Raw genomic sequence first — 20,297 nt, 5'->3', positions numbered from 1 at the left:
GATGACAGCGTTGCCGGCGTCGGCAAGCACCCAAGTTGTGGATAGCTAACTATTCGTGCCGCAGCGCGTCGATCGGGTCGAGCCTGGCGCCGCGCAACGCCGGGAAGAAGCCGAACACCATGCCGATCAGCGCCGAAAATCCGACGGCCAGCAGGATGACCGCCGGGCTCGGCGCAAACGGTATGGCCAGCGTCGCCGAGGCCAGGCCGGCCAGCGCCAGGCCGATCAGGATGCCGATAATGCCGCCGAGCAGCGACAGGACCGTCGCCTCGACCAGGAACTGGATAAGGATGTGCTTTTCATGCGCGCCGATGGCGAGCCTGATGCCGATCTCGCGGGTGCGTTCGGTGACCGAGACCAGCATGATGTTCATGATGCCGATGCCGCCGACCAGCAGGCTGACGCCGGCGACGGCGCCCAGCATGCCGGTCATGGTGGTGGTGGCGCTGGCCATGGCGTCGGCGATCTGGGTCATGTCGCGGATCGAGAAATCGTCTTCGCGGTCCGGCGTGATGCGGCGCGTATCGCGCAAAATGTCCTCGACGCGCGGCTGCAATTCCGTGGTCGGCGTGCGGTCGTCGGCGGCGACGTAGATGTTGTCGATGTCGCGGTTGCCGGCGATGCGGCGCTGATAGGCGGCGAGCGGCATCAAGACGACATTGTCCTGGTCCTGGCCGAAGCCGGTATAGCCCTTGGGCTCGAGCAGGCCGATGATCTTGCATGAGGTGCGATTGACGCGGATGATCTCGCCCTCGGGCTCGCCGGCGCCGAAGAATTGCTGGCGCACCGTCTCGCCGATCAGGCACACGCCGGTGCCGGAGCGTGTCTCCGAATCCGAGAAAGGCCGGCCCGACACCAGCTTCCAATCGCGGGCGTCGAGATAGGCGCTGTCGGTGCCGGTAACGCCCGAGGTCAGGCTCTCTGTGCCGAAGATGACGCGCACCTGTTTTTGCGAGGCCGGCGAAATGGCGCGTGCCCCGGTCAGGTGCGCGACAAGGGCTGCAACATCCTTGTCGGCCAGCGGCCGCACCGCCTGGTCGAGCCCGCCCGGTCCGCCAGTCCCTGCCGGGCGGCCGGAGCGGACGACGAGCAGGTTGGAGCCGAGCTTGGCGATGTCGGACTTGACCTTGGCCGTGGTGCCGGAGCCGATGGTCAGCATGGCGATGACGGCGGCGACGCCGATGACGATGCCGAGCAGCGTCAGGAACGAGCGCAGCACATTGCGGCGGATGGAGCGCAGCGACAGGCGGACGGTTTCCCAGATCATGACTACGCCACTTCCAGTTTCGAGGAATCGGAAGCGACGTGACCGTCGAGGAAGCGGATGGTGCGCTCGGCATAGTCGGCGACGTCGGCCTCGTGGGTGACCATGGCGATGGTCAGGCCAAGCTCGCGGTTCAGCCGCGTCAACAGCTCCATGATCTCATGCGTGCGGGCGGTGTCGAGATTGCCGGTCGGCTCGTCGGCGACGAGCAGTGTCGGTCGGGTGACGATGGCGCGGGCGATCGCCACGCGCTGCTGCTGGCCGCCGGAGAGCTCGGCCGGCGTGTGATGCTCGCGCCCGACAAGGCCGACCTCCGCCAGCGCCTGCATGGCGAGTTCGCGGCGCTCGCGGGCCGGGGCGCCGCGATAGATCAGCGGCAGCTCGACATTCTCCGCCGCCGTGGTGCGCGGCAGCAGATTGTAGCCCTGGAAGACGAAGCCGATATAGAGATTGCGCAGCAAAGCGCGGCGGTTGCGGTCGAGCCGGCCGGCATCGATGCCCATGAAGGAATAGGTGCCGGCGGTCGGCGTGTCGAGGCAGCCGATGATGTTCATCGCCGTCGACTTGCCCGAGCCCGAAGGACCCATGATGGCGACAAATTCGCCGCGCTGGATGGCAAGGTCGACGCCCGCCAGCGCATGCACCTTGGCTTCGCCCTGGCCATAGCTCTTCCAGACCGTGTCGAAGCCGATGAGGGTCGCGCCCGCGGCCACCGCGTCAGCTCCGCAGCTGCGAGGCGGTGATAACCTGAGCGCCTTCGTCGAGGCCTGACGTGATCTCGGTCAGTTCGCCATCGGTGGAGCCGATCTTGACGTTGACCGGATGCGGCCGACCGTTTTCCAGCACGTAGAGCGTGCGCGAGCCATCGGTGGGGGCCGCCACCTGCTGGCGGCGGTTGCCGCCCGGACGCCCCATGCGGCCGGTGAACAGGTCGCTCAGGCTCCACGCGCGGGCCGCCTGTTGCGCCGGGCGGTAGCGGAAGGCGGTTGACGGCACGGTGAGCACGCCCTTGGCCTGCCGGGTGACGACCGAAACGGTGGCGGTCATGCCGGGCCGCAGCAGCAGCTCGTTGTTGTTGACCTCGAGCCGCGCATTGTAGGTGACGACACCGTCGGTGGTGACCGAGGCGTAGGAGATGTCGCGGATCTCGGCATCGAACGGCCGCTCGGGAAAGGCGTCGACGGTGAAGCGGGCATGCTGTCCCGTCTTGACCGCGCCGATATCGGCCTCGTCGACCGCCGCTACCAGTTCCATGTTCCTGAGATCGGCGGCGATGATGAACAGCACCGGCGCCTGCAACGAGGAGGCGACCGTCTGGCCGGGGTCGACCGAACGCGTCAGCACGATGCCGTCGATCGGCGCGTAGATGGTGCTCTTGGCAAGGTCGGTCTGCTGCGCCTTGAGGTCGGCCTGGGCGATGGCGAGATTGGCCTCTGCACTATCGAGCGCTGCCTTGGAGCGGTCGCGTGTGGCGGTTGCGGCCTCGAGCGACTGATCCGTCGCCATGCCTCGCTTGGTCAGTTCGGCGGCGCGTATCAGCGCCTTCTCGTTCTCGGCCAGCGTGACCGTGGCGTCCTCGACATTGGCGGCTGCCGCCTTGGCCGAGGCCTCGGCGCGCTCGATCTGGACCTCGAGTTTCACTGTGTCGAGCGTCGCCAGCACGTCGCCCTTCTTGACCTGCTGGTTCTCCTCGGCCGAGACCGAACGGATGATGCCGGACAGTTCGCTTGAAATGTCGACCTGGGTGAGGGGCTGCAGCGTGCCGGTCGCCGACACCGCGACGGTGAGGTCGGCAACGGTCGCCGGCGTGGTGGTGTAGTCGATCTTGGCGGGAGAGCCGGCATACCATTGGTAGGCGGCGAGGCTGCCGGCTACGGCAATCAGCGCCAGCAGCGCGTAGAGCCAGCCGCGACGGCGCTTCTTGCGCACGCCGTTCTGGTCGAGTCCCAGTGCCGCCTCGATGGCGGAATCCGATTCCGTCTTTGGCAGATTGACAAGCTGGTCCACGCTGGACCCCTATGAAAGCGTAATGTCCCTATAGGTGGACAGATCAGGCTTACTGGTTCGAATATCAAATTAAATTTCGGCCATGTTCGGATTGAGGCGGAAGGTTTTCCAAGATGCAGACGCGCAACTACTTGCTTTACGATGTGTTTACGACCGACCGATTGGCCGGCAATCCGCTGGCTGTCGTGCTCGACAGCAAGGGGCTGGATACGGCGGCCATGCAGGCCATTGCGCGCGAGTTCAACCTGTCCGAATCGGTCTTCGTGCTGCCGCCGGACAATCCAAAGCACCGCAACCGCATCCGCATTTTCACCCCTGACTATGAAATGCCGTTCGCCGGCCACCCGACGGTCGGCTCAGCCATCGCGCTGGCCGAACTGGCAGGCGAGGGAGACGCCGGCATCTTCGTGCTGGAGGAGAATATCGGCCCGGTGCGCTGCGCCGTCAGCCGGCACGATGGCGCCACCTTTGCCGAGTTCGACTTGGCCAAGCTGCCGGAACCGTTGGAGCTCGAGGCCGATCCGCACGCGGTCGGCGCCGCCCTGGGCCTGGCGCCGCACGAGATCGGCTTCGAGAATCACCAGGTGTCGTTCTGGTCGGCAGGCGTGCCTTACGTCACCATTCCGGTCGCCAATCTGGAGGCGGCCGGCCGCATCAAGCTCGACAACCAGGCCTGGTCGGAACTGGCGCCGCGCAAGAGCGAATGGGCTTTCGCCAGCCCGTATGTCTATTGCCGCCAGACGGTGAACCACGACAGCGCCTTCCACGTCCGCATGATCGTGCCGGGCACGCCGTCGTACGAGGATCCGGCGACCGGGTCGGCGGCAGCGGCCTTTGCCGGCGCGATCATGCATTTCGACGCCCCCACCGACGGCATTTCACAGCTGTGGATCGAGCAGGGGCTGGAGATGGGCCGTCCCTCGCGCATCCGCCTCGAACTGACTGTCGAGGCTGGAAAACTGGCCTCCGCCCGCATTGGCGGCCATGCCATCAAGGTGGCGGAAGGCAAGCTGTTCGTCTGAACGCGCGCATTGATCTGCGGGAGCCGGCGCGTTCGGGCGGAGGGGAGACAGATGGGTTGGGCGACAGGCTATATTGGGCGCCTGCAGGCAGGAGAAACGGTCCAGTTTCGTCCGCGCGGCCATTCGATGAAAGGCAAGATCGAGAGCGGGCAGCTCTGCACGGTCAAGCCGATAGAGGATGCGAACCTGCTTGGCGTTGGTGACATCGTCCTGTGCCGCGTCGGCGGGGCTCAATATCTGCATCTGGTGAAGGCCATGAGAAACGGTCAGTTCCAGATCGGCAACAATCGAGGCGGCATCAACGGCTGGATAAGCGCGAATGCCATCTTCCGTATTCTGATCGAAGTGGCCGACTGAAACCGCACCTGCCCACATTGGCGGCCATGCCATCAAGGTGGCGGAAGGCAGACTGTACGTGTGACTGGCTTCGGGGAAGACCCTCGCTGTTGGCGTTCCTTCCCACCCCCCTCTGTCCTGCCGGACATCTCCCCCTCAAGGGGGGAGATTGGCTGTGGCTCGGGTTTCGCCAACCTCTAACGTGGAAAGGAAGGCGAGACGACGATGCGTGCAATCTCCCCCCTTGAGGGGGAGATGCCCGGCAGGGCAGAGGGGGGTGCTGTCCCGCCAGGAGAAGGTAAGGTTTCGCCGTGCGAAGTGGCCGAAAGCGAAGCCCGGAGCGATTTGTCGGGAAATGATTCCGGCAGGGCTGGACAGGACCGGTATCGGCGGCTATATGCCCGCCAACACCGGTTTTACCGGTCGAGTGGGTGCGTAGCTCAGTTGGTAGAGCAGCTGACTCTTAATCAGCGGGTCCACAGTTCAATCCTGTGCGCACCCACCAAATTTTTCAAAAAATTGGTGGAAGACCTTTGAAGCGAGACGCGTTGACGCTGGCCGGCGGCAGCGTTCATTCGACTGCTATTGGATAGTTGGCCGCAGATAGGTGAGGATCGCCCGTGTTATGGCGACGACGCCATCGACTGCTTCAAAGTCTGTCTTGCTTTTGCCGGCGATCCACTCGAGCTCAGGATGCTTGGGCAGTCGAAGTGCATGGAATAGCGCCTCGCCCGAGAGACCGCCCAGTCCAAATGACGTGGGTTCATCGTCTGCATAGTAAGGAAAGAGAAAATTGAGCCGAATTGGCCCACCATATCCAAGCTTGAAGGTCATGGTGACCGTAACACCGTGACCAAATCTGTCGTCAAAAACTCCGCCAAATCTAAGGTCTCTGGCATCGTAGCTATGCCATTGCCTCGCCAACCCCAGAGCGCCCCATGTCTCAAGGGTATGGGCTTTCAGTTCCTTGCGATTAGGGAATTTTGTCATTTCAGGAGGTAGGTGGATGGCCGGATCACTGTAGCCGGTCTCTGCTCTCCACTGTTCCGCGGCGCTGCGAAGATCTTCGAAAGTCCGGGTGACCCTTGGATCAACCGGTTCCTTTGAAAAGTACGAAATCCGCTGCTGAGAAATCATGTCACGCAGTTCCTCGACTGTGTGGCCCGATCGTTCCGCCCAGTCCTTGGTGGCCAGCATCCACGGCGAATTGTAGTTCAGCCCGGCAAAGGCCCCGGTCTTGCGGTCAAAATCTCTGACAATCCGCGCATAGGTCTCGCGAATACCTTCTTTCGGGTCGCCGAAAGTATGTGGCGTTTCGTTCATCGCAATTCTTATCTCGCTACTTCTCCGAAACACCAGCCTCGGCAAAGCTCGCCATCCTGGCGTGGCACTCCAGCGCCGAGCGGACGATGTTGACGGCGAGGCAGGCGCCGGAGCCTTCGCCGAGCCGCATGCCGAGGTCGAGCAGCGGCGGCAGGCCGAGCGCTTCGAGCAGGCGGCGGTGGCCGGATTCGGCCGAGACATGGGCGGCGATGGTGTGGGCGAGGCCGGAGGGGTGCAGCCGCGCCAAAGGTGCGGCGGCAGCGGTGCAGACGAAGCCGTCGAGCAGCACGGGCACATTGTTGCGACGGGCGGCGAGCGTGGCGCCGAAGATGGCGGCGAGTTCGCGCCCGCCAAGGGCGGCGGCGATCTTCAGGGGATCGGACAGCGCATCGGCATGGCGCTTGAGGCCGGCTTCGATGGCCGTCACCTTGCGCTTCAGGCCGGCATCGTCGACGCCGGTGCCGCGCCCGGTCCATTTTTCCGCGCCGCCGCCGAACAAAGCGGTCGAAATGGCGGCGGCCGGGGTGGTGTTGCCGATGCCCATCTCGCCGAAGCAGACGAGGTCGAGGTCTTTCGTCACCGCGTCATAGCCGGCCGAGACGGCAGCGAGGAAGGCCTTTTCGTCCATCGCCGGCGTTTGTGTGAAATCACCGGTCGGGTGTTCGAGGTCGAGCGGGATGACGTCGAGTTCCGCGCCGGCGATGCGGGCCAGCTGGTTGATGGCCGCACCGCCACCGGCGAAATTGGCAACCATCTGCACGGTGACCTCAGACGGGAAGGCCGACACGCCTTGCGCGGTCACGCCGTGGTTGCCGGCGAAGACGAAGACTTTGACGCGGTCGAGCTTCGGCATGTCGCGGCCCTGCCAGCGCGCCAGCCAGGCGGCGATGGTCTCCAGCCGGCCAAGGCTGCCCTGCGGTTTGGTCAGCGTGTCCTGGCGGCGGGCGACGGCATTGGCCGAAGCATCGCTGCCGGTCGGCAAATCGAGGCAGGCGGCGCGCAGTTCATCGAACGATTTGAAGGGCATGGGGGAACGATCTCCGGAAGTGATTCAGGTGAGGGAAACGGAAGCGACGAGCAGGCCAGTGATCTCGCCAATTTGCTGCAGGGCGCCGATCGTGTCGCCGGTCTGGCCGCCGATCTGGTTGAGGCAGAGCGCGCGCAAGGCGCTGAACACGAGCGCGAGCAGGATCAGCGCGGCAAAGCCGCCGCCCAGCCCCAGCGCCAGAAGTGCTGCGGCGCCGAGCACCGCGCCGAGAACCGCGGTTTGCGCCGAGACGGTGCCGGCGCCGGCTGATAAGCCATCGTTGCGCGCGGGCGGCGCCAGATGCATGAAGGCGCCGAGCAGGCCGCGCGAAGCAGCATGGGCGGCGATCAGGGCGAAGAGAACGCTTGTCGGATCGGCCAGTTGCGACAAGGCGCTCCAGCGGATGAGCAGCGACAGGCCAAGCGCCGAAGCGCCATAGGCGCCGATGCGGCTGTCGCGCATGATCTCCAGTTTTTTGTCGCGCGTCTTGCCGCCGCCAAAACCGTCGGCGACATCCGACAGCCCGTCCTCATGCAGGCAGCCGGTGGCAAGCAGCGTTGCGGCAAGGGTAAGTGCCGCCGCCGGACCGGCGGCAAGGCCAAGCTTTACGCCGATGGCGTAGACGACGGCGCCGACCAGCGCCACCACAAGGCCGGCGATGGGTGCAGCCCAGATCGCATCGGCGAGGCTGCGGCCGCGAAAGTCGAAGACCGGCAGCGGCAGCCTTGTGAAGAAAACGAGGCAGAGCGCGATGTCGTCGAGGGCCTGTCGGGGCGATGGAACGGCAGTCATGCGCCCCTCGCAATGGCATGGAAGAAGGTGCCGCTGACATGGCCACGCCGATAGCCGGAGGCGCCGAGCGGATTGCCCTGGCCGTCGGCGAGGTCGGCCAGCGGCGCGTCATTGCCGGGCGCCACCATCTGCGCATAGTGGAATTCGTGGCCGCGGACCAGCGCGCCTTGCGCGCCCAGCGGACAGGCGGCGCGCAGCCGCGCCTCGCGATAACCGAGGTTCATCTTGCGCTTGGCGAAGCTGGTGGAATGGCCGAGCAGGCCGAGCATGGCGTGCGTGTCGCCGGCCGCGTCCTCCAGCGCCTCGCCCAGCACCATGAAGCCGCCGCACTCGCCATGGATGGACTTTGCCTCGGCGAAGCGCGCCATCCCAGTGCGGAAATTGGTCGCCGCCGCCAGGCGGCCGGCATGAAGTTCGGGATAGCCGCCTGGCAGCCAGCAGACATCGCAATCCTGCGCCGGCGCTTCATCGGCGAGCGGCGAGAACGGCACGATCTGCGCGCCCGCCTTGCGCCAGTAAGCGGCGACATGCGGATAGAGGAAGGTGAAGGCGGCGTCTTCGGCGAGCGCAATGCGCTGGCCGGGCGGCTGCAGGGCATTTTCGAAACTGCCTGATGCCGGCGAAAAGGGTGCGGCCAGCGCCATGATGGCGTCGAGGTCGAGCGATTTCTCGACCATATCTGCCAAGCGGTCCAGATGCGCCATCAGGTCGGCATATTCGCCAGCCTGGACGAGGCCGAGATGGCGCTCCGGCAGGTTGAGCGAGGGATCGCGCAGGATTGCGCCGACCACCGGCAGGCCGAGCGCTTCGATGGCCTCGCTGCACAGCTTGCGGTGACGCTCGCTGCCGAGACGGTTGAGCACGACGCCGGCCATGCGCACGTCCGGGTCGTAGGTGGCAAAGCCTTTGGCGACGGCAGCCGCCGTCGTCGACTGTCCGGAGACATCGAGCACCAGCAGCACCGGCAGATGATAGAGCCGCGCCAGATCGGCGGCCGAACCGGTGCGGCCTTGTCCGGCTGGGATGCCGTCGAACAGGCCCATGGCGCTTTCGAGGAAGATGAAGTCGGCATCCTCGGTGGCGTTGCCGGCCAGCGCATTGAGCAGATCGGGCGACATCGCCCAGCTGTCGAGATTGACGCCGGAGAGGCCGGTCGCGGCGGTGTGGAAACCGGGGTCGATATAGTCAGGGCCGGATTTGGCGCCGCGCACCTTGATGCCGCGCCGGGCGAGCGCGCGCAAAATGCCGATGGTGACGCTGGTCTTGCCGGAGCCGGAGCGCGGCGCGCCGATGATGATGGCGCGGGTCATGCGCCACCCGCCAGTGCCGCGCGCATGGCGACAATGCCGCCGACGACAATGAGCGCCGGCGAGGCGAGCCCGGCAGCCGCAGCCGCCTCGGCGATGGTGGCGAGGGTGGCGACGACGGTGCGCTCCTGCGGTGTCGTTGCCGAAACGATGACCGCCGCCGGTGTCGATGGCGCCAGCCCGGCGTCGAGCAGGGACGCGGCGATGGTGGGCAGGTTGGCCATGCCCATATAGATGACGACAGGCTGGCCGGTGCGGGCGATTGCCGCCCAGTCGAGATCGTCATCGGTGCCGGCGGCGTGGCCGGTCGCCAGGATCACCGCCTTGTTGATGCCGCGCATGGTGGCGGGAATACTGGTGGCGGCCAGCGCGCTGAGGCCCGATGTCAGGCCAGGCAGAACACGGAACGGAATGCCCTCGCGCGCCAAGGCGAGCGCTTCTTCGCCGCCACGGCCGAAAATATAGGGGTCGCCGCCTTTCAGCCGGACGACGCGGCGGCCGTCGCGAGCCAGCCGCACCAGCAGCGCGGTGATGTCGTCCTGCTTCATCGACGGTTTGCCGCCGCGTTTCCCCGCAAAGAACAGCTCGGCATTTTCCGCGACGGCGACAACGTCAGGCGAAACCAGCGCGTCGTAGACCACAGCATCGGCCTCGGCCAAGGCCGCCAGCACTTCCAGCGTCAGACAGCCGGGGTCGCCGGGGCCGGCGCCGGCCAACCAGACATGGCCCGGCTCCAGCGCACGCGGCTTGAAATTCAGCCGGGCAAGCGCCTTTTCGAGCGTGGTGTTTTCGCTTTTGCCGCTCACAATCCGTCCCGTCCGCGAAAACGCCGCTGGTAATGGGCGTCGTATAATGAACTCTCGCCAAAGCCTTCCGCCGCCAGCGACGAGCCGACGAAGATGATCGCCGTGCGCTCCATCGGATCGGCGGCGAGCAGCGCCTCGATGGTGGAGAGCGTGCCGGTCAGCACGCGCTCGTCCGGCCAGGAAGCGCGAAAGACGATCGCCACCGGGCAATCGCCGCCATAGTGCGGCGTCAGCTCGGCGACGACGCGGTCGATGGCGTGGATGGCGAGATGAATGGCGAGCGTAGCACCGGTGCGGCCGAAGCCGGCCAGCGTTTCGCCGGGCGGCATTTTGGAGGCGCGGCCGGAGATGCGGGTCAGCACCAGGCTTTGCGCCACCTCGGGAATGGTCAGTTCGCGGCGAAGCGCGGCAGCGGCCGCGGCGAAGGAGGGGACGCCCGGCGTCAGCGTGTAGGGGATGCCGTGCTTTTCCAGCCGGCGGATCTGTTCGGCCACCGCGCTCCACACAGACAGGTCGCCCGAATGCAGGCGCGCGACATCGTGGCCGGCCTTATGCGCTGCCACATATTCAGCTTCGATCTCGTCAAGCGACATCGGTGCCGTGTCGATAAGTTTTGTCCCCGGCGCGCAGTGCTGCAGCAATTCGGGCGCGACGATCGAGCCGGCATGCAGGCAGACCGGGCAGCTTGCGAGCAGCTTGGCGCCGCGCAGCGTGATGAGGTCGGCGGCACCGGGACCGGCGCCGATGAAATGAACGGTCATAGCGCCTCTCCGCTGATTGCGATGGCGCAGGTGACCGGGCCGAGCACTGTGCGGGGGCCGAGCAGTGTTGCGCCGGCGCCGGCGACGGCAAGGGCTGATGCTTCGGAGACCGATGGCGTGCCGGCCAGATCCTGTGAGAGGCCGGAGTGACTGAGTGTCCCCGGCGAGGCGGCCTGAAGCGCCGAGTCATCGACGATGATGACCGGAAGGTTCAGCGCGCGGCCAGCGGCAGCGATCGCTTCCTCATCCTTCTTGAGCGTGGCGGTCGCCAGTGCCGAAATCGCCGTCATCGCCAGCCCGTGCGCTTCGAGCGCCGTTTCGATCGCCGCCAGCACGTCTTCGACGCTCACGCCCTTCCGGCTGCCGATGCCCGCGACCATCATGGTTTTGCCCAGCTCCATTGGGTGACCGGCATGGCCGGCCGCCAGGCCTGCATCGAGCCGACCGGGGAAACCCGGGAGATGGCGATGCGGGTGAGGTCGCCGCCGCGCCTGGTGTGCTCCGCAAGCAGCAGCGTTTCCATCTCCAGCGTTACTGCATTGGCGACCAGACGGCCGCCGGATGGCAGCGCCTTGATGGCGGCATTCAGCACGCCTGTATCGCTACCGCCACCGCCGATGAAGATCGCATCCGGCGTTGCAAGGCCGTTGAGCGCCTTGGGTGCTTTGCCTTCCACCACGACAAGGCCGGGTACGCCGCAATGCGCGGCGTTGCGGGCGATGCGGGCCACGCGGTCACTATTGGCTTCGATGGCGATGGCGCGCATCGAGGGGTGCGCCAACATCCATTCGATGCCGATCGAGCCGGAGCCGGCGCCGATATCCCACAACAGTTCACCGCGACAGGGCGCGAGCGCTGCAAGTGTCATGGCGCGGATATCGTGCTTGGTGATCTGGCCGTCATGCTCGAACAGATGATCGGCGCGGCCAACGGTCAGCGGCAGGATGCGGGCCTCGGGCGTCGATTCAAGTTCGAGCGCCAGCACGTTGAGCGGATTGATGTCTCCGAGATCGAAAGCATCGGCGCGGGCCGAGCGCTGCTTCTCGTTCGGCCCGCCCAGCGCTTCCAGAACGGTCAGCCGCGAAGCGCCGAAATCGAGCTCCGTGAGCAGGCGCGCGATTGCCGCCGGTGCTTCGGCATCCGACGTCAGTGCCAGGACGCGCGCCTTCGGCTGCAGCAAGGGCCTGATCAGCTCGAGCGGTCGGCCATGCAGCGAGATGATCTCGATATCCTGCAGCGCCCAGCCAAGCCGCGCAGCCGCCAGCGAAATCGCCGAGGGCGCGGGGATGACATGCATCCTCTCAGGCTTGATCTTGCGGGCAAGGGTGATTCCGACGCCGTGGAAGAACGGATCGCCGGAGGCGAGCACACAGACGCGCCGGCCGGCAAGCGCCAGGACATCGGCCATGCCGGCATCGAAGGGAACCGGCCAGGGGCGCTGCTCGCCTTTGGTAAGCGAAGCCACCAGGGCCAGATGCCGCTTGCCGCCGAACACGATTTCCGCCTCAGCGATCAGCCGCTTGGCCTCGTCGCCGAGACCCGCTAAACCGTCCTCGCCGATGCCGACGATGGTGAGCCATTTGGCGTCGCGCGGACCCTTAGCAGGCATGATGACCCACCGCATTCTGATCCTCGGCGGCACCAGCGAAGCCCGGCACCTGGCGGGAAAGCTGGCCGCGCGTGCCGATCTGTCGCTTATGCTGTCGCTGGCCGGCCGCACGGAAAGCCCGGTCGCGCAAGGCGTGCCGGTGCGCAGCGGCGGCTTTGGCGGCGCGGAAGGGTTGGTCGCCTATCTCAGAGAGACGGGCACCGATCTGCTGGTCGACGCGACGCATCCCTATGCCGCGCAAATCTCGTCCAATGCCGCGCAGGCAGCGCGCCTGACCGGCGTGCCGATCCTGGCGCTGCGCCGCCCCGGCTGGGTGCCTGTCGAAGGCGATCGCTGGACGCTGGTGGATACGGTTGGCGATGCCGTGCAAGCGCTTGGAGCGGTGCCGCGTCGGGCTTTCCTGGCACTCGGCCGGCAAGAGGTCGCGGCTTTCGAGGCAGCACCCCAGCACCATTATCTCATCCGCAGCGTCGATCCGGTCATACCGAAACTGGCGGTGCCGGATGCGACTTACCTTCTGGCGCGCGGTCCGTTCCGCGAGGCGGATGAACGCGCGCTGCTCCTGGAGCACCGCATCGATGTCGTTGTCTCCAAAAACAGCGGCGGGGAGGCGACCTACGGCAAGATCGCGGCAGCGCGGGTGCTTGGCATCGGGTTGGTGATGGTGCGCAGGCCCGTCCTGCCGGACGTGCCTTCCGCCAAAAGCGTCGATGAGCTTGCCGCGCAGGTCGATCATTTGCTCGACCCTGTCGCGGAACGCGGCGTGTAGACCAGCGCTGTCTTGTCGCCGCGCTTGATGATCCTTGTTTCCGGCGAGCCGATGATGATGCAGGTCGCCATATCGGCCTTTTCCGCCTCGACCTCGGCCAGCAGAAACACCTCGATGCGCTCGTCCGGGCGGCCGGCGGCGCGGCCGAAGATGACCGGCGTGGTGCCGGGCAGGATGGCGCGCAGGCATTCGAAGGCGCGGCCAAGCTGCCAGGGGCGGGCCTTACTGATCGGGTTGTAGAGCGCAATGACGAAGCCGGCGCCTGCCGCTGCAAGCAGGCGCAGTTCGATCAGATCCCATGGTTTCAGATTGTCGGACAGCGAGATGGCGCAGAAATCATGGCCGAGCGGTGCGCCGATGCGGGCGGCGACAGCCAGCATCGCGGTGACGCCGGGCACGACAGCGACATCGACGGTGCGCCATTCGGCGGGGCCGGCCTCGATCGCCTCGCAGACGGCGGCCGCCATGGCGAACACGCCGGGATCGCCGCCAGAGACGACGGCGACGTCATGGCCCTCGGAGGCCTTTACCAGCGCGTCCTTGGAGCGGGCGAGTTCCTCGCGATTGTCCGAGGCGACCCGCGTCTGGTCGGGGCGCAGGTCCAGCCGGTCGAGATAGGGCTTGTAGCCATAAAAGAATTTTGCCTCGGCCACGGCCCGACTGGCTTGCGGCGTCACCTGATCGGCATTACCGGGCCCAAGCCCGATGACGGTGAGACGGCCGCTCATGGCTTGGCTCCCATTCCCATGACACCAGGCCGGCCGGACCAGCCGGCGACCAGCACGATGGCGAAATAGGGTGCCTTGTCGTCCGGCTTGTCGGCGAGCCGCATCGAGACGCTGCCGGCCATGGTGCCGCGCTCGACATAGACGGCGCGGGCGAGTTTGCCGGTCGCCTCCAGCGCCCGCCTGATCTTGGGCAGGTTACGGCCAACCTTCATGATGACGGCGGCATCGGTGTCGGCCAGCCGGCGGGTCAAGTCGAACTCGCTCATCGTGCCGGGCAGAACCGTCAGCACATCGTCGCCCTGGACGATCGGCACACCGGTCTGCGACCAGCAGCCGGACATGGCGGTGACGCCGGGGATGACTTCTGTCGGGAAGCGATGGGCAAGGCGCACATGCAGATGCATGTAGGAGCCGTAGAACAGCGGATCGCCTTCGGAGAGCACGGCCACCATGCGGCCGGCTTCGAGGTGTTCGGCGACTTGCTCGGCCGATTGCTCGTAGAAATCGGTGATCTGCGAGCGGTAGTCGTCGTGATCCTTGTCGATCTCTGTGGTGACGGGATAGAGCAGCGGCAGTTCCAGCATGTCCGGACGGAAGCGCGCCTCGACGATGGCGCGCGCATTGCTGTTGTTGCCGCGCTTGGCGAAGTAGGCGACGACATCGGCCTCGGCCAGGATGCGCGCGGCTTTCAGCGTCAGCAGTTCGGGGTCGCCGGGACCGGTGCCGACGCCGAATAGGCGGCCTTTTAGAAGCGCGTTCACAGGCCGGGCCTCGCCAGCGAATTCAGCGCGGCGGCGGTCATGGCGCTGCCGCCCAGCCGGCCGCGCACAATGGCATAGGGCACGCCATAGGAATTCTCGGCCAGCGCGTCCTTGGATTCGGCCGCACCGACGAAACCGACCGGCATGCCGATGATCGCTGCCGGCTTCGGCGCACCGTCGCGCAGTTTTTCCAGCAGATAAAACAGGGCCGTCGGCGCATTGCCGATGGCCACGACCGAACCGGCCATGCGCTCACCCCACAGGTCGATCGCGGCGGCCGAGCGGGTGTTGCCGATATCCTTGGCGATGTCGTGCGTGCGCGGGTCGCGCAAGGTGCAGATCACCTCGTTGCCGGCCGGCAGGCGGGCGCGGGTGACGCCATGCGAGACCATTTCGGCATCGCAGAAGATCGGCGCGCCGGCCGCCAAAGCAGCGCGCGCGGCGGAAACGAAATCAGGTGAGAAGACAAAATGGCTGGCGGCCTCGACCTGGCCGCAGGCATGGATCATGCGGATGGCGACATCGGCCTCGGCTTCCGAGAAGCGCGACAGGTCGGCTTCGGCGCGGATGATGGCGAAGGAGCGCTCGTAGATTGCGTTGCCGTCATGGATGTAGTCGTAGGCGGCCATGCTTATTCCTGTCGGTAGGTCTTGGCGATTGCCGCCGGCCCGAGCCTTGCCAGGCAGGCGGCGGCGGTCTCGCCCTGAAATCGTGCGCTGCGGACCATTGCTGCGACGCGACTGACGCCGCGCGCGGCGTCATAGCCCGGCCTGTAGCCCGCAGAAAGGCCCTTTGCCGTCGCGTTCACGACAAGTCCGGCTCCGTTTTCGCCGCCGACGAGAGTTAGCGCCGCCGGACCGGGATGTGCGCAGCCCTTGGCGCAGCCGGAAATATGCAGGGTGAAGTCGAGGATGTCGGGGTTTTCGGCGGCGATGGTCTCGGCGATGTCGCGGGTGGCGATCTGACCGGAGGCGCAGGCGGGGGTGCCGGGGCAAGCAGCGATGCGGGTGCGCGGGTCGGTGGCGGAGGTGACGAAGCCGAGGGCGGCGGCGGTGGCCTGGAGGGGCTGGTGGGCGACTGGTGGCTGGCCGAGGAAGAGCAAGGCGCGGCCGGGGGCGAGGCGGATTTCGGTGGCGCCGAGGGTGAGGGCGGTTTCGGCGAGGGCGATGAGTTTGTCGGCGGGCATGCTGCCGTAGGGCAAGGCTATGCCGAGGGCAGAGGTGTTGTTTGACAAGAGGAAAAGACCGATAGGCCGGCGATCCTGCACACCCCTCTCTGTCCTGCCGGACATCTCCCCCTCAAGGGGGGAGATTGGCAGTTTGGGCGCTGGCGCTTCACCTTCAACGTTGGCGATTGGCAAAAGCCGAGATGAGAGCTCAATCTCCCCCCTTGAGGGGGAGATGTCCGGCAGGACAGAGGGGGGTGTGACGGAATGCCAAGCTGCGAGAGAAGCTAGTTGTCTCTCCGATAAATCCCGAGCGTGCGCTTCGCGCCCTTTCTCCGCGACCATCCTGAGCGCAGCCACCGCGATATCCCTCGCCGCATCCTCGTCGGTCGTCGCGAGCGGCGTCGCGCTTCGACCGTCGCCGCTAAGCGACACGTTCCAAACGACGCCAGCACCGGCCCGCACCGCCCTTAGCCGCACATCGGCCGTAACCGCATCCATCGCCAGCTGCCCGCCACCGTCGACAACCACCGAAACCTTCGGTCCCAGCCTCGCCGTCAGCCCGGCGTCCTCAACCGCCGCCCTGATCCGCTCAGCCAGCGGCTGGGGATCGGCGATCTCCCGCGGATCGATACCCGCCAGCGGCCCGGTCTCGACTGGCACGCCGGTGCGCACCGCAATGCCCAGCGCATCGACCTCCCCAGCCAGAAGCCGTGCGCTCTCCACTGTCAGGCCGCGGATCTGCAGGCTACCGCGTGCGGTGACTTCCATGATGCCGTTGCCGTGGCGCAAGGCGGTTTCGCAGAGTCCGATCAACAGCTTCGGCGCCAATCCTCCGGCAACCGGGTTCAACCGCACCAGCAGGCCGTCGCCTGTCTGCATCGGCGCCGACAGAGCCGGGCAGGCGCCACGCCTTGAGAAGGCGTTCATGCCGCGACCCCGAGCGCCTCGGCCTCGGCGATGAGTGCTGCAAGATCGTCGTCGATCGAGTTGCGCAAGGGATGCCAGAGGCCACGCCTACGCGCCGACAGGAAGCGTTCGGCGATGACTTTGGCTGCGGCCGGGTTTTCGCGCAGGATGAAGGCGCGAACCAGGGGATCGCCGACATAGGCGTCGTGCACGGCTTCGATCAGCGCGCCCGATATGGCGTGCGTGGTTTCGGCAAAGCCGATGAGGCGGTCGACCGTCTCGGCGAATTCGGAAGCGCCGCGCGGGCCGTGCCGCATCTGGCCGGCGATGAAACGGGAATTGACGGCGCGCGCGCGCACCACCCGCGAGACGGCCTCGCTGACCGATCGCGGTTTTGGCTTTTGCGGATCGGTGGTGTCGAGCACGATGACATCGGCATTTCGTCCGAGCGCCGCGAGTGCGGCCGAAAAACCGCCGATGAAGGCGACGTCGGCGGAGCCTTCGAGAATGTCGCGGCCGGGGTCGTCGCCGGTGTGGACGAGAAGATCGGCCTCGGCGATGCGGGTCTCGAAAGCGCCGGGGGAGGCGATGCCTTCGCCCTCGGCGCCGCCATAGGCATGCGATGTCGCATCGAGATAGGCACGGCCGATCTCTTCGCGTGCGCCCCAGTCGCCGCTGGACAAAAGGTCCTCGACGCCGGCGCCGTAGGTGCCGGGCGAAGTGCCGAAGATGCGCGGGCTGATCTTGCCATCGGCGCGGGTCCGGGCCGCGAGCGGGTTTTCCGAATCCTCCTCGTCGCGGGCGGCAACGGCGTTGGCGGCGGCGTCGATCAGCGCGATCTGGGTCGGGAACATGTCGCGGAACAGGCCCGATATGCGCCAGGTGACGTCGACGCGCGGGCGGCCGAGGGTGGCCGGGGGCAGCACCTCTATGCCGGTGATGCGGCCGGTGGCAGTATCCCATTGCGGCCGGCAGCCCATCAGCGCCAGGCCTTGCGCGATCTCCTCGCCGCCGGTGCGCAGCGAGGCCGAGCCCCAGAGATCGATGACCAGCGAGCGCGGCCAGTCGCCATGTGCCTGCATATAGCCGCGCACGACCTCTTCCGCAGCCGCTCGGCCCAGATCATAGGCGGTTGGTGTCGGCATGGTGCGCGGGTCCGAGGTGAAGAGGTTGCGGCCGGTGGGAAGCACGTCGGAGCGTCCGCGCGCCGGTGCGCCAGCCGGGCCAGCCTTGATATGGCGGCCGTCGAGCGCAGCAAGCAACGCCGCCTTCTCGGCGTCGGCGCTTTGGCGGCGGATCGGGTCGGGCTCACCATCCGGTGCGCGGCCATAGATGTGCAGCCCGTCCTTGATGGCGAAATCCTTGAGGTCGCAGAGCCAGGCGTCGATGCGGCGCAGCGCTTCGTCGGGCGCGTCGGTTCTGGCGACGCCCGCTTCGGACGCAAGGCCGGTCTTTTGCGCGGTGTCGACGATCAGCTTGGCCAGACGATCGCGGCGGCGGCGGTCGAGGCCGTCGGCCTGGGCGTATTCGTCGACCAGTCGCTCGAGCTTGTGCTGCTCCTCGTCCAGTCCCGCGCCGGCCAGCGGCGGCGGCAAATGGCCGAGCGTGACGGCGGCGATGCGGCGCTTCGCCTGTGCGGCTTCGCCGGGGTTGGAAACAATGAAGGGGTAAATGACGGGCAGCGGGCCGGTGACGATCTCGGGAAAACAGGCTCGCGACAGCGCGACGGTCTTGCCGGGCAGCCACTCCAGCGTGCCGTGGGCGCCGACATGGATGAGGGCCTGGATACCGAGGGATTTGCGCAGCCACAGGCCGAAGGCGATGAGGTCGTGGCGCGGAGGGAGCGTCGGGTCGTGGTAATCGGCGCGGCGGTCGGCCGAGCGGCCACGGTCGGGGGCTAGCGCCACGGTAACGTTGCCGAAGGTGGCGGCGCGGAAGGGGAAGTGCGGCGAGGTCGGCGCTTGAACACCCCCCTCTGCCCTGCCGGACATCTCCCCCTCAAGGGGGGAGATTATTCCTTCGCCTCGGCCTTCGCCAATCACCAGCGCTGCAGGAATGGCGTCGTCGGAGGAACCGCTAATCTCCCCCCTCGAGGGGGAGATGTCCGGCAGGACAGAGGGGGGTGCCTCGGACAAACCTGTCTTTTCCGCCTTTCCCCATGCTGCCTCGACAGCAGTCATTGCCCCAACCGGCAGACCCTTCGAGAAGTGGAGATACTCCTTCAACCCCAGCCCATCACCACTCCTCTTCAACGTATCCAGCAACTCGCGCGGCGATTGCGGAATCCCTTCAACCGCATAGCCCTGCTCCTTCAGGTCATGCAGCATAGCCAGCACGCTGGACGGTACGTCGAGGCCAACCGCATAGCCGGTGCGGCCGGGGGCACTCGGATAGTCGGGAATCAAGATCGCCAGCTTGCGCGTCGCACGCGGTGTCTCCTGCAGGCGAATGAAGGCCGCTACCCTATCCGCCACCTGTGCCACGCGATCCGGTTCCGGCCGGTTGGCGAAGGCGCGGTGGCCGAGCGCAGGGTCGGTCTCGCTTTCGCCCTTGAAGGAAATCGCGCCGGCAAGGATGCGGCCGTCGAGCTCGGGCAGCACGACGTGCATGGCAAGGTCGGCAGGTGCCAGGCCGCGTTGGTTCTTGTCCCAGACGTCGCGGCGTGTGGTGGCGACGATGACCTGGAAGACGGGCACACCGGCACGGTCGAACAGGGTCTCGACGCCCGGTTCGGCGCCGGAAGCGAAGGCGGTGGCGGTGATGATGGCGGTGGGGTTCAGCGAGGCCAGCGCGGTTTCGACGAAGGCGAGGGACGTCGGGTCTTTCAGGCTGGAGACGAAGATGGGGGCAGGGGCGATGCCGCGCCGGCGGAGTGCTTCGACAAGCGCGTCGATGGGCGCGACATCGGCAGCCAGCAGCATCGAGCGGTAGAAGAGGATCGGCATGACCTTTCCCTCCCCCTTGAGGGGAGGGTGGCCCGCAGGGCCGGGTGGGGTCGGTTCGACTGGATTCGACGCTTTGTCTTGCGGCGCCTCAAAGCGTCGGCGCACTTCACCGGCGACCCCACCCCCGGCCTGCGGCCGGACCCTCCCCTCAAGGGGAAGGGGGACCACGCCGCGGCCTGGTTCGTAGTAGCCGGCTTTCGGTACCGCGACCGGCCCAACTGCCGCCACATCGGCCCCAGCCAACCCCGCCAACTTCTGCATCAGCGCGCTCATATTCGCCGGGCCGCCCTCGCGGAAATAACCCAGCAGGCCGTCCAGCTCTTGGCGCGGCAGCGTCGAGGCTTCGATCAGGCGCAGGTCCTCGTCGTGGCTTTCGCCGGGCAGCAGCGCCAGTTTGATGCCGTGGGCGCGGGCGGTCGCGGCGAGCTGGTCGCAGCCGTAGCGCCACCAGTCGTAGCCGCCGAGGATGCGCACCAAAATCACCTTGGCGTGGCGGGCGACGCTGTCGACCCAGAGGTCGACGGACATGGGATGGCGCAGGTCGCGGAGCGCCGCCAGCCGCATCGAGGGCAGGCGGCCGGCATCGGCCTTCCAAGCCGCCGCCAGTCCGGCGAGGTCGCTGTCGGTGAAGGACAGCGCCACGATATCCGCCGGCGTCTGCCTGAGATCAACTGGCTCGGCGAGATCGTCGAGCGAGGCGGAAGTCGTGGTGAGTATGTGCATTGCGGCCTATCGCGTTTCACCGTTTCACGGAAACGGCGAACCG

At 66.7% G+C, this 20,297-nt stretch carries 19 protein-coding genes and 1 tRNA gene; 4 read left to right on the top strand and 16 right to left on the bottom strand.

The genetic code is table 11. From position 1 onward, the window contains the following. Window positions 1-49: 49 nt before the first annotated feature. Genes AC1DYC_RS09840 through AC1DYC_RS09830 form a run of 3 tightly spaced genes read right to left on the bottom strand, consistent with a single transcriptional unit; the run spans window position 50 to window position 3,271 of the window. Window positions 50-1,267, bottom strand: a complete 1,218-nt coding sequence (locus AC1DYC_RS09840; protein WP_477280583.1) for an ABC transporter permease — start codon at window positions 1,265-1,267, stop codon at window positions 50-52. Window positions 1,268-1,269: 2 nt separating this feature from the next. Next, complete coding sequence (locus tag AC1DYC_RS09835; RefSeq protein ID WP_477405814.1) at window positions 1,270-1,977, bottom strand: ABC transporter ATP-binding protein; 708 nt, start codon at window positions 1,975-1,977, stop codon at window positions 1,270-1,272. A gap of 4 nt (window positions 1,978-1,981) precedes the next feature. Then, a complete protein-coding gene (locus AC1DYC_RS09830) occupies window positions 1,982-3,271 on the bottom strand; it encodes an efflux RND transporter periplasmic adaptor subunit (protein ID WP_477405812.1) in 1,290 nt (429 codons plus the stop codon). A 113-nt stretch (window positions 3,272-3,384) separates the two neighbouring features. On the opposite strand from AC1DYC_RS09830, the gene AC1DYC_RS09825 reads away from it, so the two are divergent. The 3 genes from AC1DYC_RS09825 (at window position 3,385) to AC1DYC_RS09815 (ending at window position 5,134) form a co-directional block, all read left to right on the top strand. Further along, window positions 3,385-4,293, top strand: a complete 909-nt coding sequence (locus tag AC1DYC_RS09825; RefSeq protein ID WP_477405810.1) for a PhzF family phenazine biosynthesis protein — start codon at window positions 3,385-3,387, stop codon at window positions 4,291-4,293. A gap of 51 nt (window positions 4,294-4,344) precedes the next feature. After that, window positions 4,345-4,650: a hypothetical protein gene (locus AC1DYC_RS09820; protein WP_477405808.1), complete on the top strand. Its 306-nt coding sequence runs from the start codon at window positions 4,345-4,347 to the stop codon at window positions 4,648-4,650. Window positions 4,651-5,058: 408 nt separating this feature from the next. After that, window positions 5,059-5,134: transfer RNA gene (locus tag AC1DYC_RS09815), tRNA-Lys, on the top strand. Window positions 5,135-5,211: 77 nt separating this feature from the next. Here the strand turns inward: AC1DYC_RS09815 and AC1DYC_RS09810 are convergent. From AC1DYC_RS09810 to cbiE, 8 genes are read right to left on the bottom strand one after another with little or no spacing between them, the layout of a single operon-like run. Further along, window positions 5,212-5,952 carry a hypothetical protein gene (locus AC1DYC_RS09810; protein WP_477405806.1) on the bottom strand — a complete coding sequence of 247 codons (741 nt, stop codon included), beginning with the start codon at window positions 5,950-5,952 and terminating at the stop codon, window positions 5,212-5,214. Between the two features lie 16 nt (window positions 5,953-5,968). After that, window positions 5,969-6,979 (bottom strand): nicotinate-nucleotide--dimethylbenzimidazole phosphoribosyltransferase, encoded by a 1,011-nt coding sequence (gene cobT / locus AC1DYC_RS09805; protein WP_477405805.1) that lies wholly within the window; start codon window positions 6,977-6,979, stop codon window positions 5,969-5,971. Between the two features lie 24 nt (window positions 6,980-7,003). After that, window positions 7,004-7,771, bottom strand: coding sequence for an adenosylcobinamide-GDP ribazoletransferase (gene cobS / locus AC1DYC_RS09800; protein ID WP_477405803.1), 768 nt, complete (start codon window positions 7,769-7,771; stop codon window positions 7,004-7,006). Beyond that, window positions 7,768-9,081, bottom strand: coding sequence for a cobyrinate a,c-diamide synthase (locus AC1DYC_RS09795; protein ID WP_477405801.1), 1,314 nt, complete (start codon window positions 9,079-9,081; stop codon window positions 7,768-7,770). Before AC1DYC_RS09795 ends, cobS begins: the two co-directional genes overlap by 4 nt. Then, on the bottom strand, window positions 9,078-9,884 hold the full coding sequence (gene cobA / locus AC1DYC_RS09790; RefSeq protein WP_477405799.1) for a uroporphyrinogen-III C-methyltransferase: 807 nt from the start codon (window positions 9,882-9,884) through the stop codon (window positions 9,078-9,080). The genes AC1DYC_RS09795 and cobA overlap by 4 nt, the downstream gene beginning before the upstream one ends. After that, window positions 9,881-10,645, bottom strand: coding sequence for a precorrin-4 C(11)-methyltransferase (gene cobM / locus AC1DYC_RS09785; protein ID WP_477405797.1), 765 nt, complete (start codon window positions 10,643-10,645; stop codon window positions 9,881-9,883). The genes cobA and cobM overlap by 4 nt, the downstream gene beginning before the upstream one ends. After that, window positions 10,642-11,028: a cobalamin biosynthesis protein gene (locus AC1DYC_RS09780; RefSeq protein ID WP_477405795.1), complete on the bottom strand. Its 387-nt coding sequence runs from the start codon at window positions 11,026-11,028 to the stop codon at window positions 10,642-10,644. The genes cobM and AC1DYC_RS09780 overlap by 4 nt, the downstream gene beginning before the upstream one ends. After that, window positions 11,025-12,254, bottom strand: coding sequence for a precorrin-6y C5,15-methyltransferase (decarboxylating) subunit CbiE (cbiE, locus tag AC1DYC_RS09775; RefSeq protein WP_477405793.1), 1,230 nt, complete (start codon window positions 12,252-12,254; stop codon window positions 11,025-11,027). The genes AC1DYC_RS09780 and cbiE overlap by 4 nt, the downstream gene beginning before the upstream one ends. A 1-nt stretch (window position 12,255) precedes the next feature. Between cbiE and AC1DYC_RS09770 the strand changes: the two genes are divergently transcribed. Further along, entirely contained in the window at window positions 12,256-13,023 is a 768-nt protein-coding gene (locus AC1DYC_RS09770; RefSeq protein ID WP_477405791.1) for a cobalt-precorrin-6A reductase, read from the top strand. Here the strand turns inward: AC1DYC_RS09770 and AC1DYC_RS09765 are convergent. The 5 genes from AC1DYC_RS09765 to AC1DYC_RS09745 are packed head-to-tail and all read right to left on the bottom strand — an operon-like array spanning window position 12,987 to window position 20,254. Then, a complete protein-coding gene (locus AC1DYC_RS09765) occupies window positions 12,987-13,751 on the bottom strand; it encodes a precorrin-3B C(17)-methyltransferase (RefSeq protein WP_477405789.1) in 765 nt (254 codons plus the stop codon). The genes AC1DYC_RS09770 and AC1DYC_RS09765 overlap by 37 nt on opposite strands. Further along, complete coding sequence (locus AC1DYC_RS09760) at window positions 13,748-14,512, bottom strand: precorrin-2 C(20)-methyltransferase (RefSeq protein ID WP_477405787.1); 765 nt, start codon at window positions 14,510-14,512, stop codon at window positions 13,748-13,750. Before AC1DYC_RS09760 ends, AC1DYC_RS09765 begins: the two co-directional genes overlap by 4 nt. Further along, entirely contained in the window at window positions 14,509-15,141 is a 633-nt protein-coding gene (locus tag AC1DYC_RS09755; RefSeq protein WP_477405785.1) for a precorrin-8X methylmutase, read from the bottom strand. Before AC1DYC_RS09755 ends, AC1DYC_RS09760 begins: the two co-directional genes overlap by 4 nt. A gap of 2 nt (window positions 15,142-15,143) precedes the next feature. Continuing rightward, the gene (cobG, locus tag AC1DYC_RS09750) at window positions 15,144-16,607 is read right to left on the bottom strand and encodes a precorrin-3B synthase (RefSeq protein WP_477405783.1); all 1,464 of its coding nucleotides are present in this window, start codon (window positions 16,605-16,607) and stop codon (window positions 15,144-15,146) included. Beyond that, window positions 16,604-20,254, bottom strand: a complete 3,651-nt coding sequence (locus tag AC1DYC_RS09745; RefSeq protein ID WP_477405781.1) for a cobaltochelatase subunit CobN — start codon at window positions 20,252-20,254, stop codon at window positions 16,604-16,606. Before AC1DYC_RS09745 ends, cobG begins: the two co-directional genes overlap by 4 nt. Between the last annotated feature and the right edge of the window lie 43 nt (window positions 20,255-20,297).

This window comes from Mesorhizobium sp. P2_E7 (assembly GCF_056403855.1).
Note: the sequence above shows the minus strand (reverse complement) of the source record. Positions and strands in the feature narration are given on the sequence as shown.

Coding starts and splice junctions, on each gene's coding strand:
- AC1DYC_RS09810 (WP_477405806.1), bottom strand. CDS start 5,952: ATGAACGAAACGCCACATACTTTCGGCGACCCGAAAGAAGGTATTCGC.
- cobT (WP_477405805.1), bottom strand. CDS start 6,979: ATGCCCTTCAAATCGTTCGATGAACTGCGCGCCGCCTGCCTCGATTTG.
- cobG (WP_477405783.1), bottom strand. CDS start 16,607: ATGAACGCCTTCTCAAGGCGTGGCGCCTGCCCGGCTCTGTCGGCGCCG.
- AC1DYC_RS09820 (WP_477405808.1), top strand. CDS start 4,345: ATGGGTTGGGCGACAGGCTATATTGGGCGCCTGCAGGCAGGAGAAACG.
- AC1DYC_RS09770 (WP_477405791.1), top strand. CDS start 12,256: ATGACCCACCGCATTCTGATCCTCGGCGGCACCAGCGAAGCCCGGCAC.
- AC1DYC_RS09755 (WP_477405785.1), bottom strand. CDS start 15,141: ATGGCCGCCTACGACTACATCCATGACGGCAACGCAATCTACGAGCGC.
- cobM (WP_477405797.1), bottom strand. CDS start 10,645: ATGACCGTTCATTTCATCGGCGCCGGTCCCGGTGCCGCCGACCTCATC.
- cobS (WP_477405803.1), bottom strand. CDS start 7,771: ATGACTGCCGTTCCATCGCCCCGACAGGCCCTCGACGACATCGCGCTC.
- AC1DYC_RS09825 (WP_477405810.1), top strand. CDS start 3,385: ATGCAGACGCGCAACTACTTGCTTTACGATGTGTTTACGACCGACCGA.
- cbiE (WP_477405793.1), bottom strand. CDS start 12,254: ATGCCTGCTAAGGGTCCGCGCGACGCCAAATGGCTCACCATCGTCGGC.
- AC1DYC_RS09780 (WP_477405795.1), bottom strand. CDS start 11,028: ATGATGGTCGCGGGCATCGGCAGCCGGAAGGGCGTGAGCGTCGAAGAC.
- AC1DYC_RS09745 (WP_477405781.1), bottom strand. CDS start 20,254: ATGCACATACTCACCACGACTTCCGCCTCGCTCGACGATCTCGCCGAG.
- AC1DYC_RS09795 (WP_477405801.1), bottom strand. CDS start 9,081: ATGACCCGCGCCATCATCATCGGCGCGCCGCGCTCCGGCTCCGGCAAG.
- AC1DYC_RS09765 (WP_477405789.1), bottom strand. CDS start 13,751: ATGAGCGGCCGTCTCACCGTCATCGGGCTTGGGCCCGGTAATGCCGAT.
- AC1DYC_RS09840 (WP_477280583.1), bottom strand. CDS start 1,267: ATGATCTGGGAAACCGTCCGCCTGTCGCTGCGCTCCATCCGCCGCAAT.